We start from the raw sequence: 15292 nt of genomic DNA, 5'->3' as shown, positions 1-15292 counted from the left end.
ACATAAAGAAACTATATTCTTGCAATATAACACAGCCCTTTTGGTGGCTGGGGGACTTCTAAAAGGATTTCCACTACTATCCCTAAAGCAAAACAATCAACATATTAAGATTATTCGCTATTTTTCAAGCATCGATTTTTTCTTCTCCAACGGACTCACTTCATTTTTTACAATGACTTCGCCTTTAATAGTTAATTTTACAATACCTCCTTCATAATTTGAAGCATTTGTTTCAACAGTAATTGATTTTCTAATAACCCCCGGATTCATGTTGTACTTAACCGTAATTTTACCCGTTTTACCTGGCAATATTGGCCCATCTGGTTTAGATGGTACAGTACACCCACATGATGATTGAACATTAGTAATAATTAAAGGTTCATTACCTAAATTGGTAAATTCAAAACTCCGAACACCGTCATCAGTGTCTTTTGAAACTGTGCCATAATCAATGGTATTATCTGTATCTTTAAAAACAATTTTAGCTCCTGATTGTGCAAAAACCATACTTTCTAAAAATAATACCAACAGCAATATTAATTTTTTCATTTCTTAAAGTTTTAAATTTATTACTGTAAAATTAGTTTTTTAATTTCAATGCACAAAACTTTATTTTACTTTTTTTATAGCTAACTTATAGTTACTTTTGCCTCTTTATTAAAATGAGCAAATTATAATAAATAAATACAAACCAACGTTATTAGAATATTCAAATCTAAAATACAAATTTATTACAAATGACAATTCCTGCACAATTCGACGCCAAGACTATTGAACAAAAATGGTATGATTACTGGATGAAAAATAACTATTTTCATTCAGAACCTGACCATAGAACGCCTTATACAATTGTAATTCCACCACCCAATGTTACTGGGGTGTTACACATGGGACACATGTTGAACAATACCATTCAAGATGTGTTGATTCGTAGAGCCCGTTTGAAAGGATTGAATGCGTGTTGGGTACCAGGAACAGATCATGCCTCTATTGCTACCGAAGCAAAAGTGGTTGCAAAATTAAAAGCGGAAGGAATCAATAAAAATGATTTGACTCGTGAGGAATTTTTGGCACACGCTTGGGAATGGACTGACAAATACGGCGGAGTAATTTTGGATCAATTGAAAAAATTAGGTGCCTCTTGTGATTGGGAGCGTACTAAATTTACGATGGATCCAGATATGTCGGCTTCGGTAATTCGTTCGTTTGTCGATTTGTACAACAAAGGCTTGATTTATCGTGGTTACCGAATGGTGAATTGGGATCCCGAAGCTAAAACGACTTTGTCTGACGAAGAAGTAATTTATGAAGAACAACAAGGAAAATTGTATTTCCTTAAATATAAAATCAACTCCTCCCCAGCCCTCCCCGAAGGAGAGGGGGCAGAAGAATACCTTACTATTGCAACGACACGTCCGGAAACTATTTTTGGAGATACAGCCATCTGTATTAACCCGAACGATGAGCGTTTTGCTCATTTAAAAGGTAAACAGGCAATCGTTCCAATTTGTGGTAGAGTTATTCCAATTATTGAAGACGAATACGTAGATGTAGAATTTGGAACTGGTTGTTTGAAAGTGACTCCTGCTCACGATATGATGGACAAGACCTTAGGCGAGAAACATCATTTAGAAATCATCGACATTTTCAATGAAGATGCGACTTTAAATAGTTTTGGTTTGCATTACCAAGGTCAAGATCGATTTGTGGTTCGTGAGGCGATTGCCAAAGAATTAGAAACGGTTGGAGCGTTGGCTAAAACGGAAACACACTTAAATAAAGTAGGCACTTCGGAGCGTACCAAAGCAGTTATTGAACCCCGTTTGTCAGACCAATGGTTCTTGAAAATGGAAGATTTGGTAAAACCAGCCATCAAAGCCGTTTTGGAAGATGGAGAAATTAAATTGCATCCCAAACGTTTTGATAATACCTACGCCCATTGGCTAAACAACATTCGAGATTGGAATATTTCACGCCAATTGTGGTGGGGACAACAAATTCCAGCCTATTATTATGGCGACGGAAAAGAAGATTTTGTGGTAGCGGAAACAATTGAAGAAGCTTTGGTTTTAGCCAAAAAAAGAACCAACAACCCACAACTGACAACAGACAACCTAACTCAAGATGTAGATGCTTTAGATACTTGGTTTTCTTCTTGGCTTTGGCCAATGGCGGTTTTTGGAGGTATAATGAATCCTGAAAACAAAGATTTTAACTACTATTACCCAACGAATGATTTAGTTACGGGGCCAGATATTTTATTTTTCTGGGTGGCGAGAATGATTATTGCAGGTTATGAATACACAGGTAAAAAACCGTTTACGAATGTCTATTTAACCGGTTTGGTTCGTGATAAACAACGACGTAAAATGTCAAAACAATTGGGAAATTCTCCTGATCCTTTAGATTTGATAGATAAATTTGGAGCAGATGGTGTTCGTGTGGGCTTGTTGTTAAGTGCTTCGGCAGGAAACGATATTATGTTTGACGAAGAATTGTGTAACCAAGGAAAAGCGTTTACCAATAAAATTTGGAATGCGTTCAAACTGATTAAAGGTTGGGAGGTGTCAGATACTATTCCGCAACCCGAATCGTCAAAAGTTGCGATTGAATGGTATGAAGCTAAATTGCTACAAACCCTTGTAGAGATTGAAGATAATTTTGAAAAATACCGAATTTCTGATGCTTTAATGGGCATTTATAAATTAGTTTGGGACGATTTCTGTTCTTGGTTTTTGGAAATGATTAAACCAGCGTACCAACAACCAATTGACAGTGTAACTTTGGCGAAAGCCATCGAAATGTTGGAAAATAACTTGAAATTGTTACACCCCTTCATGCCGTTCTTAACCGAAGAAATTTGGCAGTTATTGGCTGAAAGAACAAAAGAAGAAGCCTTGATTGTTTCGACTTGGCCAGAAATGAAACCGTTTAATGCCAGTTTAATTACTGATTTTGAAAGTACTATCGAAGTAATTTCAGGTATTAGAACGATTCGAAAAGATAAAAACATCCCATTCAAAGATGCAATTGAATTGAAGGTGGTAAATAACGACAAGGCTACAATTTATTTTGATTCCGTAGTAAGTAAATTAGGTAACATCACTGCATTGGACTATGTTTCTGATAAGGTGGATGGTGCTTTGTCTTTCCGATTGAAATCGAATGAATATTTCATTCCAATTACAGGAAACATCAATGTAGAAGAAGAAATGGCTAAGTTGACTGAAGAATTAAATTATACCAAAGGTTTCTTGAAATTCGTACAAGCAAAATTATCGAATGAAAAATTTGTGGCAGGTGCGCCAGAAAAAGTAATCGAAATGGAACGCAAAAAAGAAGCGGATGCTTTGGCAAAAATTGCAACGATTGAGCAAAGTTTAATTAATATTAATTTGATTTCTAAAAGCTCCTTGTTAACTATTTTTTTCTTTTTTATTTCTTTAATGTTTAATGTCTTAAATGCTCAATCTTTTAATATACAAGGAAATGCTTCATTAATAACTAATTCCCCTCCTGAATATCTTATCACTCCTAATCTAAATAGTCAAGCTGGAATGATTTCAAATTTATTTCCCATAAATTTAACTACTAATTTTGAAATACAATTCGACTTAAACTTTGGTATAAATGATTCAAACGGAGCTGATGGTATTGCTTTTTTCATCTCTAAACTATGTGTTCCAAGTTTAGGCGTTGGTAGTTCTCTAGGACTACCATCGAATGAAAATATGATAGTTATTAAATTTGATACTTATGATAATGGATTCCCAAATGATATTATTTACGACCACATAGGAATTTATAAAAATAGTTCGCTGTTAAACTCTCAGTTGATAATGGACTTGCAAAATAATCCTATTTGCTTTCTGCCGTCTTGTAACAATATCGAAGATGGTAATTTCTATTCTGTAAAAATTAAATGGTATTATATAAGTTTAACTCAGCAAAAATTAGAATTATACATCAATAACAATTTAAGAGCTAGTTCCACGGGAAATCATATTACAAATATTTTTTCTGGTGAAAACAATTTATTCTGGTCGCTTAGTGCTTCAACAGGGGCGTATAATAATAATCATATTGTTCGATTTCCTAATGATATAACAAATATTACTGGATGTGTAGGCAATTCAATAATTTTGAATGCACCTAATTTAGGTAGTAATTATGTTTGGTCTAATAACACTTCTAACACAAATTTAGCAAACTATACCATAACTTCAAATGAGGTTATATCCTGTAATTACACTGATTATTGTGGCTTTCCTCGAATAATCAATTATGAGATCAGCGCTTTACCAGAAATTTCATTAATTACACCTTCCATTGAACAATCATCCATTTGTGAACCTAATTCAACATTTAATTTGAATCAGTTTGTACCAATCATCCTCAATGGATTGTCAGCGGCTGATTATGAAGTATTTTTCTATACTAGTAGTGCCAATGCTCAAGCGGGTACCAATCACATTACCAATTTGAATGCTTATCCGGGAACAGACAATCAAACAATTTATGTATCTGTAACCGATCTTATAGGTTCAAATTGTACGGAATACCGACAATTTCAATTACACATCAACCCCCTTTCCGATGCCGTTGTAAGCGGTACGGCTACTGTAAACTTAAACAGCAGCAGTCCGTCGGTTACTTTTACGGGGAGTGGTGGCGTAGCTCCTTATACGTTTACCTATAATATTAATGGAGGCACAAGCCAACAAATAACCACTACTACTGGCAATAGCGTGTCTATACCTGTGCCTACCAATACTTTAGGGGTTTTCAATTACAACATAACAAGTGTTACCAGTGCCAATAACTGCCCTAAAGCGGTGAGTCAAACGGCTACAGTTACCGTTTTATCGTTGCCAACAGCTACTATTGCTGGCACAACGGCCACTTGTTTGAACGACGCATCACCTAATATTACTTTTACAGGTGCCAATGGCGTAGCTCCTTACACTTTTACATACAATATTAATGGAGGTGCCAATCAAACCGTTAGCACCACTATGGGCAATTCTGTAACAGTGGCTGCACCTACAACTTCAGCAGGAACTTTTGCTTATAATTTGATTTCTGTTGCCGATTCTGGAAGTCCATCTCAAAGCCAAACCCAATCTGGAACAGCCACCATTACAGTAAACAACCCTGTAAACGCAGGTACCGATGGCAACACCACAGTTTGTATTACAGATACCACCAGCATCAATTTATTCAGCTTGATTACAGGCGAACAAACAGGCGGCGTTTGGACCAGAACCAGCGGCACGGGTGGTACTTTTACGGCTGCATCGGGTACTTTTGTTCCTTCCAATGCTACCAATAGCACCTTTGTTTATACATTAACTGCCGCTTCACCTTGTGTTGATGATTCAAGTCAAGCTACTGTAAACATCAGTCCAGCATCCAATGCCGGCACCGACGGCAACACTACGGTTTGCGAAAACAGTACCACTGCTATCAATTTATTTGATTTGATTACAGGCGAACAATCGGGTGGTGTTTGGACCAGAACCAGCGGCACGGGCGGTACTTTTACGGCTGCATCGGCAACTTTTGTTCCTACTAGTGCTACCAATAGCACCTTTACTTATACCATTACGGGTACTTCTCCATGTCCAGACGATTCCAGTTTGGCTACTGTAAATGTTAATGCCGTGGCCAATGCAGGTACCGATGGCAGCACTACGGTTTGCGAAAACAGTACCACTGCTATTAATTTATTTGATTTGATTACAGGCGAACAATCGGGTGGCGTTTGGACCAGAACCAGTGGCACGGGCGGTACTTTTACGGCTGCATCGGCAACTTTTGTTCCTACTAGTGCTACCAATAGCACCTTTACTTATACATTAACTGCCGCTTCACCTTGTGTTGATGATTCAAGTCAAGCTACTGTAAACATCAGTCCAGCATCCAATGCCGGCACCGATGGCAGCACTACGGTTTGCGAAAACAGTACCACTGCTATCAATTTATTTGATTTGATTACAGGCGAACAATCGGGTGGCGTTTGGAGCAGAACCAGCGGCACGGGCGGTACTTTTACGGCTGCATCGGCAACTTTTGTTCCTACTAATGCTACCAATAGCACCTTTACTTATACCATTACGGGTACTTCTCCGTGTCCAGACGATTCCAGTTTAGCTACTGTAAATGTTAATGCGGTGGCCAATGCAGGTACCGATGGCAACACCACCATTTGTGTTGATGCTACTGCTGCTGTTAATTTATTCAGTTTGATTACAGGCGAGCAAACAGGCGGGGTTTGGACCAGAACCAGCGGGGTTGGTGGTACTTTCAATGCCACAACGGGTACTTTTACCTCTAGTTTGGGGGCTACAACAAGCCAATTCAAATATACAGTGGCCGGTAGCGCTCCTTGTTTAGACGATTTTAGTATGGCCACCATCAACATCAACGAAGTGCCCAATGCCGGTACAGACGGTACACTAACCATTTGCGAAACCAGCACCACTACCATCAACTTGGCAGACATTTTGTTGGGCGAACAATCAGGCGGGGTTTGGACAAGAACCTCTGGCACAGGTGGCACTTTCAATGCTGCTGCCGGTACATTTGTGCCAGCGCCAGGGGCTTCGAGCAGTTTTACTTACACCGTTGCAGGTGTAGCTCCTTGTGTGGACGACACGGCTCTGGCCACGGTTACCATTTTATCGGCTCCAGCCTTTAACACACCCGTTGCCCTTCAGGTTTGTGATGACAATAACGACGGTGTTGCTTGTTTTACGCTAAGCAATGCTACACCACAAATTACCAACAACAACGCCTCTTTAACCGTTACTTACCACGTAACGCTAACCGATGCTCAAACAGGCGAGCAACCCTTGCCCAACACCTATTGCAACATTACCACGCCTTTTTCTCAAACCATATATGTACGAATATTCGATCCTTTAGCTCCTGCTTGTTTCTCTACAAGCTCCTTGCAACTGATTGTCAATCCGCGTCCGATTCCAAATGTGAATCTGACCGATTATGTGCTTTGCGACAACACCGCTCCTACAAACGATGGGATTGAAACCTTTGACATGCACGCCAAAGATGCTGAAATTGCCAATGGCCTTATTGGAACGGTTATCAAATATTACAGCTCCCTAGCCGATGCTCAAAACCAAACCAATGCTTTACCTAACTTTTATACCAATACCACTAGCCCCAACCAACAAACGGTTTATTTCAGAATACAATATCCTGGAACGGGTTGTTTTAGTATTGGCAATTTTAAATTAATTGTAAAACCATTACCCCTTGTACCTTCGAGCTTTACATCAATGACCCTTTGCGATGCTAACGCTCCGTTGGGATTTGAAAATTTTGACTTGGCCAGCCAAATTACCACCCTTTTGAATGGACAAACAGGCATGAATGTTACTTTTTATCCTAGTTTGGCAGATGCCAATGCCAATACCAATGCCATTTTGCCGGCCAACTGGAGCAGTTATACCAATGTATTGGCATATTCGCAAACCTTGGGTATAAAATTAACCAATGTCATTACAGGTTGTTCCAATATTAGCACCATGGATTTGATTGTCAATCCGTTGCCTATGCCTGTTGTACCTACAACACCTTTGGCCATTTGCGATACCAATCAAAATGGACAATACTTTTTTGATTTGACAACCCTTACGGCCAATATTTTGGCGGGTGCTATAAACGTTACCATTACTTACCACGAAACCTTGAGCGATGCCCAAACGGGATCTTATCCTATTGCCAATCCGCAACATTATGAAAACAGTGGGGCTTTGGTACAATTTATTTATGCCAGTGCCGTAAACCAATACGGTTGCAGAAAAGCCATTACGATAGAATTGAATGTCAATATTGCACCAATCGTTCCTGGTTCTGGAAGTATTGCCAACTTGACAAAATGCGATCAAACCGATAGCAACAACCAAGATGGTTTAACCCTTTTTGATTTGCCCCAACAAACGGCAGGTTTATTAGCCTTGCAAACCAGTGCCGCTAGCAACTATACTGTTACTTATCATTTGACACAAGCCGATGCCCTAACGGGTGCCAATCCAATTGTAAATGCAGCTGCTTATTACAACATAAGCAACCCGCAAACCATTTGGGCCAGCATCAAACGAAACAGCACCAATTGTAGAAACATTACCCGTTTTGATTTGATTGTCAATTTGCCTTTGGCTTTGACTATCCCTACGGCTTTGAGTGTGTGCGACACCGATGCCAATCCAAATGACCAGTTTTATACCTTTGATTTGACCCTTAAAAACAACGAAATTACCCAAGGTTTGACGGGCTATACCGTAACATATTATCCTAGTTACAGCAACCCGCAAACGGGAACACCTATTGCCAATCCAACGGCTTATACCAACACCACACCATTTGCTCAAACGCTGGGTGTAATGGTTACCAACAATGCCACAGGATGCAAAAGCTGGACCAAACTCGACATAAGAGTCTTGCCAATACCAACACCAAGAACAACGGGTATTCCTAGCCTTGGTACTCAATGTGCTTACAATTACACCGATCCCAACAACCCGTTGGATGTGCCATTGTCGGTTTTCAATTTGACGGTTAATACTACTTATATTATGAATGGCGATCCGAACTTGATCTTGAGGTATTTCCGTTCTTATGCAGAGGCAACAGCCGTGCCTCCTGTAAACGAAATCCTGAACCCAACAGCCGCCGCCGTGGCTGGCGATGTGTGGATTCGTGTAGAAAATACCCGAACAGATTACCAAGGGCAACATTGTTTTGTGATGGTAAAACAAACACTAACGGTAAACCCAAGACCTACCGTGGCTACATTGCCTGTTTATAAAATTTGTGACGACAACAGCGATGGTTTGGCTCAGTTTGATTTGCAACCCAAAATAGCTTTATTATTAGGCACATCGCAGTTGCCCGCTAACTTTACCCTTACCTTTCATGCCTTGCAAACCGAGGCACAAAATGGAACTAATGCTTTGCCGTTGTTGTTTACCAACACTACGCCACACAGCCAAACCATTTATGTAAGAATCGTAAATAATGCCACGGGTTGTACCAACGAAATTGGCACCCTAACCCTTATTGTAGAAGACAGAGCCAGAGCCACTGGGCCTCAAAATTTTGCAACCTGCGACAACTATGGCGATCCTTATGACGGTATTGGCAAAGTTGATTTGACACAATTTGATGGTCTAATACTCAATGGGCAGGATCCTGCTACTTTTGTATTGTCCTATTTTACAAACGCAACCGACTTGGCCAATGACACCAACGCATTGACTTTGGTTCAGGCTCAAAATTACGTTACGCCTGCCCCAAGTAGTGCGGGTGTAAACCCAGTGTTGTCCACGATATATGTAAAAGTAACCAACACCAACAATATTTATTTGCCAAAATGTACAGATTTTACAACCATCAACATCAAAATAGAGCGTTATCCTAATCCTATCATCCAAACCAATAATGACTACAACTACATTTGTGTGGATTATTTGACCAAAAAAGTAGTAAGACCCCTTACGCTAGACAGTCAGGTAACGGGCGATTATACTTACGTGTGGTATGTCAAGGAGGGAGCGGCCGTTCCACAGGTGATTCCTGGAGCTACGGGGGCTACTTATACCATCGAAAACGGGGACATCTCTGTGAATGATGCCGTAAGAACATTTAGTGTCAAAGTTATTAGCAACAGTACTTTGGGCTGTACGACTACCTCTGTTGGTTTTGATGTATATCAATCAGGGCCAGCGGCTCCAATAGCTGGGGTGTCTTATACGATAACCAATGCTTTTGAGAGCAATCAAATTATAGAGGCCACCGTAGCGGGTTATGGAACTTACTTGTACAGCCTAGACGATGGGCCACAACAGGTGAGTCCTAAATTTGAAAACGTGAGCCTTGGCTCGCACACCCTTTGGGTATGGGACATTGAGGGAGGAAATCAAAGTTGTGATCCTTACACGATATTGGATGTAGAAACCATTGATTATCCGCACTTTTTTACACCAAATGGCGATGGATTTAATGATACATGGAATATTACGGGTTTAAAATCGCAACCTAACACAAAAATTTATATCTTTGACCGCAACGGAAAACTACTCAAACAATTGAGTGCTACCTCTGTAAATCAAAACGAAGGTTGGGACGGAACCCTAAACGGAGCACAACTCCCTTCCACAGATTACTGGTTTACAGTAGATTATATTGAAAAAACTTTAGCTAAACAATTTAAAGCCCATTTCTCACTTAAAAGGTAGTACTTTTTTTAAGTATGAAGTATTAAGTATTAAGTATTAAATATTAAGAATGAAATGGCTAGCTTATTATTGTTGTTTCAATAAATTATAAGTTAGTTTCAAGGTTTTTATGATGATGGATTCGTTCTTTTTTCTGGGGGGGTCATTTCATGCCAAGGATAAGTAGATGACATACTTTGACTATAAGTAGGAAGTTTTAAATATTGCATTTGAGGTCGAAAACAACATTTTATGAAGAATGTTGTTTTCGACCTTTTTTTTTTGCATGAGGGATAGAGCAAGGCACCATGTGCTCGTGATAGCCCGACGACAAAAAAAGGAAGCCCCGAATCAACAGTTTGGCTGATTGGGGGCTTTCTTTTTTTGGCGGCATGCCCTAATTTTTTGGAAGAGCATGATGATTGATGAAGTGTATTAGATTAATTTTGTTGGTAAGAAGCCAAAAAGTTGGTGTTCTTTGATAATTTCGGCAATGCCTTTTGGAAGCATATTTTCCCAACCTCTTTCGCCTTTGCTGATCATTTTGAGGATTTGGCGGGAGAAAATTTTGAGGTTGTCTTTTTCGTAATCGACAATATCGATTACTTTTCCGTTGTAGGCAAAGAATTTATATAATTCTTTCATACGAGGGTGTACTTTTAGGTTTTCGGAAGTAATGATGTCTCCATTTTCGTCGATCATTGGATATAAGAAAACTTTTAAATCTCGATAAAATAATTTTCCAAAGGCTTCGAGTATGCCACCGCTTAGGTGTCTGTAATATTTTTCGTCGAAAACATCGACAAGATTGTTTACTCCCATGGCAAGTCCCATACGAGCTTTTGTATAATTAGAGAAATATTCTACAACTTTATAATACTCTTGAAAATTAGATATCATCACTGTTTGTCCGAGAGAGCATAACAATTCTGCTCTGTCCATAAAATCTCTTTCGTCAATTTCGCCGTCTGTGCGAAGGTTTGAAAGAGTAATTTCGAAAATAACCAAAGTATTTTCTTTACTTACTTTGCTTTCTTGAAGAAACATATTTAGGGATTTCTCATACATATCCATATTTACTTTCGTAACAGGTCTAAAGCTACCACGCAGGGCAAGGATGTTTTTTTTGTATAAAATGGCAGCGGGTAAAATGTTAATACCATCTGGATTAAAGATTACGGCATCGGTCATGCCGTTTTTTACGAGTTGTAAGCTCATTAATCTGTTGTCCACGTTGGCAAAACGGGGGCCAGAAAAATTGATTGTATCTATTTCGAGTTGGTCTTTATCGAGGTGGTCGTATAAATAACGGAGTAATTTTTTGGGGTCGTTGTATTTGTAAAAAGCACCATAAATAAGGTTTACACCAAGAATACCCAGGGTTTCTTGTTGCAAACGGGCATCGGTTTCTTTGAAACGAATGTGTAAAATGATTTCGTTATAATCTTCGTCTGGTTCTATTTGATAGCGAATGCCTACCCACCCGTGTCCTTTGAATTGTTTTGCAAAATCGATAGTTGCAACAGTATTTGCGTAGCTAAAAAATATTTTATTAGGATGTTTTTCACGGCTTAATCTTCTTTCGATAAGTTTGCCTTCAAAAGTGAGCATTTTTTTCAAACGACTTTCTGTAACATATCTGCCATCGTCTTCTACGCCATAAATGGCATCGCTGAAATCTTTGTCGTAAGCCGACATGGCTTTTGCAATAGTTCCAGAGGACCCCCCTGATCTAAAAAAATGTCGAACTGTTTCTTGGCCTGCACCGATTTCGGCAAAAGTTCCATAAATATTTTCATTCAAATTGATACGTAATGCCTTGTCTTTGATCGAAGGAATTTGCTGTATGACTTTGTCTCCCTTTAGTTTTATTGCTGTTTCCATTATTTTTTTAGATATTCGATGGCAAAGTTAATGATTTAGCTAGTTTTTTAAAATAAATTAACCTTATTTTTGCAAAATATTATCAAAAAATTATCAAATGACTATTTATTTTCTAGGAACAGGAACTTCTCAGGGTGTACCAGTTATTGGTTGTAAAGAAGGGGTTTGCTTGAGTGAAGACATAAGAGACAGGCGGCTACGGGTTTCGGTTTGGATAGCCACAGACGACGCATCGATTGTGGTGGATTGTGGCCCCGACTTTAGACAACAAATGCTGGCATCTAAGTGTGAAAAAGTAGATGCCATTTTGTTTACACACGAACATGCAGATCATACGGCTGGATTGGACGACATAAGGCCATTTAATTTTGTGTATGGCGATATGCCGATTTTTGCACACCAAAGGGTGTTACAAAATTTAGAAATGCGATTTCAATATATTTTTGAAACCGAAAATAAATATCCAGGAGCTCCTAGTGTTATTACAAATGAAGTAGTTGAAAATCAGGATTTTACAATAAACAAAACTACTGTTAGGCCTATTAAGGCTTGGCATGGTACATTGCCAATATTTGGATATAGAATTGGAGATTTTGCTTATTTGACCGATATAAAAACGATAGATGCAGACGAAATGGAGAAATTAAAAAACTTGAAATTGCTAGTAATCAATGCGTTACGAATAGAACCGCACCCTACGCATTTTAATTTGGAAGAAGCCTTGGATTTTATAAAAAAAATAAACCCAAAAAAAAGTTATCTTACTCATATTAGTCATACTTTTGGCTTTCATCAAGATATAGAAAACAACTTGCCCGAAAATGTTTTTTTGGCTTATGATAATTTAATTTTAAATGTTTAATTAAAAAATTACAATATGAAACGTTCTTTAATGTTATATTTATGTATTACAATAGTATTGTTGAATATATTTACTTATTCTTATTATAGCAAGCAGGTGGCATTTGAGCAAAAAAGGTTTGCAAAATATGAAAAAAAAATGACTGATAGTTTAAATGTAATAAACAGTAAATTATTAGACGAAGGTTATTTTTCGTTGGAACACAACCAAAATGCACAAGACTATTTTGAAAATCAACAAGGGACAAAAGTTATAGATTATCAAAGATTGATTCCTGTAATTAGGGATCAATTATTGGATTATAACAAAAATCCTGATGGCAATGTTTATACAGGACAAACTACAATTGGGGCAAACAAGTTTGTAATTAATAAAATAAAAGTTTTGAATCACCGCTGGATTATAGCCGATTATAGCGATGGGGCAATTTGGGGCGAGGTACTTTTGAAATATTTTATTAATGATGATGAGTCGCTATCCTTTGAGGTGGCAGAAACGATATTGTATCCAAAAGTGCAACCCTAGAAACCTTTTTTTTGAAATTCAGACGAAGATTTGATGGTGAAATAAGTTATACCAAATATACATATAAAATAGTCCAATCTACTTGTTCTTTTTTGCTAAAATTATCCAAAAAAAATAGTTCCGTAGCCCAGCTATGCAACGATTTTTTTTGAAAATTTTTTCTAAAAAATAACTACGCATCTTTGGACTATTTTATAAATATATTTGGTATTACTATTGATGATGTTTCTTAACTGAATAGCTACTATAAAAAAATACCTCTAAATAAATATTTAGAGGTATTTTTTTTATTTATTTTCCTTACGTTTTTTGTCACGGTTTTTTAAAATATTTCTATTTACGGAACTCGAAACTTTTTTCTTAGTTTTGGAAGGGCCTCCAAGGTTGACTTTTTTGTTTTTGGTTGCTTTTTCATGAAATGCACCATCGCCATCAAGTTTGGGTTTTTTTAATAAAAACTTTACTAATTTTTTTTCTTTTTCGGGGCCAATTAATTGGGTAGAAACTGCTACTGCATCTGGAAATGGGGTGCAAGTAATTTCTTGTTCCATCAAGAGTTCTACTTCTATTTTTTGTTCCACCTCTCGGGGTGCTACAAAACTAATTGCATCGCCAATAGCGTCTGCCCTACCCGTTCGACCAATACGGTGCATATATTGTTCAGGCAATTCGGGCATTTCAAAATTCACAACATGGGTAACATTTGAAATATCCAAACCACGAGCCATAATATCGGTAGTAATAATCCCCCTCAAATCGCCATCTTGAAAAGCGGCCATAGTGTTCAGGCGGTAATTTTGAGATTTATTAGAGTGTATAACTCCCAACTGATTAGGGAACACTTGTTCGAGTTTGTCGTGTAACAAATCGGCAATTTTTTTATTGTTGACAAAAATCAAAATGCGAGACATTTGTTCGTTTTCAGACAATAAAAAGGTAAGTAAATTGACTTTTGTATTAAAATTTGGAACATCATAATAACATTGCGTGATGTTTTCTAACGGTGTTCCAGATGGTGAAAGGGTTACCTCTTCTGGAAAATCAAAATAATCGTTTAGAATTTCATCCACCTCATCAGTCATGGTTGCAGAAAAAAGGATGTTTTGTCGTTTGCCTTTTATCATAGACAAAATAGAAGTCAATTGAGGTCTAAAACCTAAATTGAGCATTTCGTCAAATTCGTCTATAACCAATTTTTGGGTTTCATCAAATCGGATGTAATTATCAAGGGCCAAATCCATGGTTCTACCAGGAGTGCCAACTAAAATATCGATACCTTCAAAAACCGCTTTTTTTTGGGTATTGATATTGACACCGCCATATACCCCTAATGTTCTGATAGACATGTATTTAGTAAGTATTTCTACTTCTTCAACAACCTGTACAACCAATTCTCTTGTGGGTACTAAAACTACAATTTTTGGAGTATGAGTAGGCGTAAATTTATACATTTTGAGTAAGGGCAACAAGTAAGCAAAGGTTTTACCGGTACCCGTTTGTGCTATTCCCATCATGTCTCTACCAGACATGATAACCGAAAAAGATTTTTGTTGAATAGGCGTTGGTGTAACAAAACCCAGTTCAGATACAGCTTTTTGTAGTGATTTTGGGAGATTAAAGGATTCAAATGTACTCATTATATATGCTGCTATTTTTGGCAAAGATACGTTTTTTTATTACTCTAAAAGGCTTATTACCAATATACCTATCAAATTGGGATTCATCATTAATTTGTTTTTTTAAATAACTAAAGTTGAAATGGCATTTCGTGGACTTGCAT

General features: G+C 37.9%; 6 protein-coding genes and 1 pseudogene. 4 read left to right on the top strand and 3 right to left on the bottom strand.

Features of this window, described 5'->3' with window-relative positions; genetic code table 11:
* Window positions 1–117: 117 nt before the first annotated feature.
* Window positions 118–549 carry a DUF1573 domain-containing protein gene (locus FBFL15_RS05810; RefSeq protein ID WP_014083708.1) on the bottom strand — a complete coding sequence of 144 codons (432 nt, stop codon included), beginning with the start codon at window positions 547–549 and terminating at the stop codon, window positions 118–120.
* A gap of 188 nt (window positions 550–737) precedes the next feature.
* Here FBFL15_RS05810 and FBFL15_RS16770 point away from each other — a divergent pair.
* Window positions 738–3392, top strand: a pseudogene (locus tag FBFL15_RS16770) (valine--tRNA ligase); the annotation flags it as partial.
* 54 nt (window positions 3393–3446) lie between these two features.
* Window positions 3447–10262 (top strand): T9SS type B sorting domain-containing protein, encoded by a 6816-nt coding sequence (locus FBFL15_RS16480; protein ID WP_231847503.1) that lies wholly within the window; start codon window positions 3447–3449, stop codon window positions 10260–10262.
* Between the two features lie 414 nt (window positions 10263–10676).
* Here FBFL15_RS16480 and FBFL15_RS05800 read toward each other — a convergent pair whose 3' ends face one another.
* A complete protein-coding gene (locus FBFL15_RS05800; protein WP_014083706.1) occupies window positions 10677–12125 on the bottom strand; it encodes a hypothetical protein in 1449 nt (482 codons plus the stop codon).
* 97 nt (window positions 12126–12222) lie between these two features.
* Here FBFL15_RS05800 and FBFL15_RS05795 point away from each other — a divergent pair, with 97 nt between their 5' ends.
* Window positions 12223–12987: an MBL fold metallo-hydrolase gene (locus FBFL15_RS05795; protein ID WP_014083705.1), complete on the top strand. Its 765-nt coding sequence runs from the start codon at window positions 12223–12225 to the stop codon at window positions 12985–12987.
* A 15-nt stretch (window positions 12988–13002) separates the two neighbouring features.
* Entirely contained in the window at window positions 13003–13512 is a 510-nt protein-coding gene (locus tag FBFL15_RS05790; protein ID WP_014083704.1) for a hypothetical protein, read from the top strand.
* Window positions 13513–13799: 287 nt separating this feature from the next.
* Here the strand turns inward: FBFL15_RS05790 and FBFL15_RS05785 are convergent, their stop codons facing one another.
* Entirely contained in the window at window positions 13800–15149 is a 1350-nt protein-coding gene (locus FBFL15_RS05785) for a DEAD/DEAH box helicase (RefSeq protein ID WP_014083703.1), read from the bottom strand.
* Between the last annotated feature and the right edge of the window lie 143 nt (window positions 15150–15292).

The sequence above is a fragment of the Flavobacterium branchiophilum FL-15 genome (genome assembly GCF_000253275.1).
In the GTDB taxonomy this organism is placed as follows: Bacteria; Bacteroidota; Bacteroidia; order Flavobacteriales; family Flavobacteriaceae; genus Flavobacterium; species Flavobacterium branchiophilum.
The sequence above is the reverse complement of the archived record's forward strand: the minus strand, read 5'-3'. Positions and strand labels throughout refer to the sequence as shown.

Bases quoted from the DNA above. Each gene is read 5' to 3' on its own strand.
- FBFL15_RS05810 (WP_014083708.1), bottom strand. From the start codon at position 549: ATGAAAAAATTAATATTGCTGTTGGTATTATTTTTAGAAAGTATGGTT.
- FBFL15_RS16480 (WP_231847503.1), top strand. From the start codon at position 3,447: ATGTTTAATGTCTTAAATGCTCAATCTTTTAATATACAAGGAAATGCT.
- FBFL15_RS05800 (WP_014083706.1), bottom strand. From the start codon at position 12,125: ATGGAAACAGCAATAAAACTAAAGGGAGACAAAGTCATACAGCAAATT.
- FBFL15_RS05795 (WP_014083705.1), top strand. From the start codon at position 12,223: ATGACTATTTATTTTCTAGGAACAGGAACTTCTCAGGGTGTACCAGTT.
- FBFL15_RS05790 (WP_014083704.1), top strand. From the start codon at position 13,003: ATGAAACGTTCTTTAATGTTATATTTATGTATTACAATAGTATTGTTG.
- FBFL15_RS05785 (WP_014083703.1), bottom strand. From the start codon at position 15,149: ATGAGTACATTTGAATCCTTTAATCTCCCAAAATCACTACAAAAAGCT.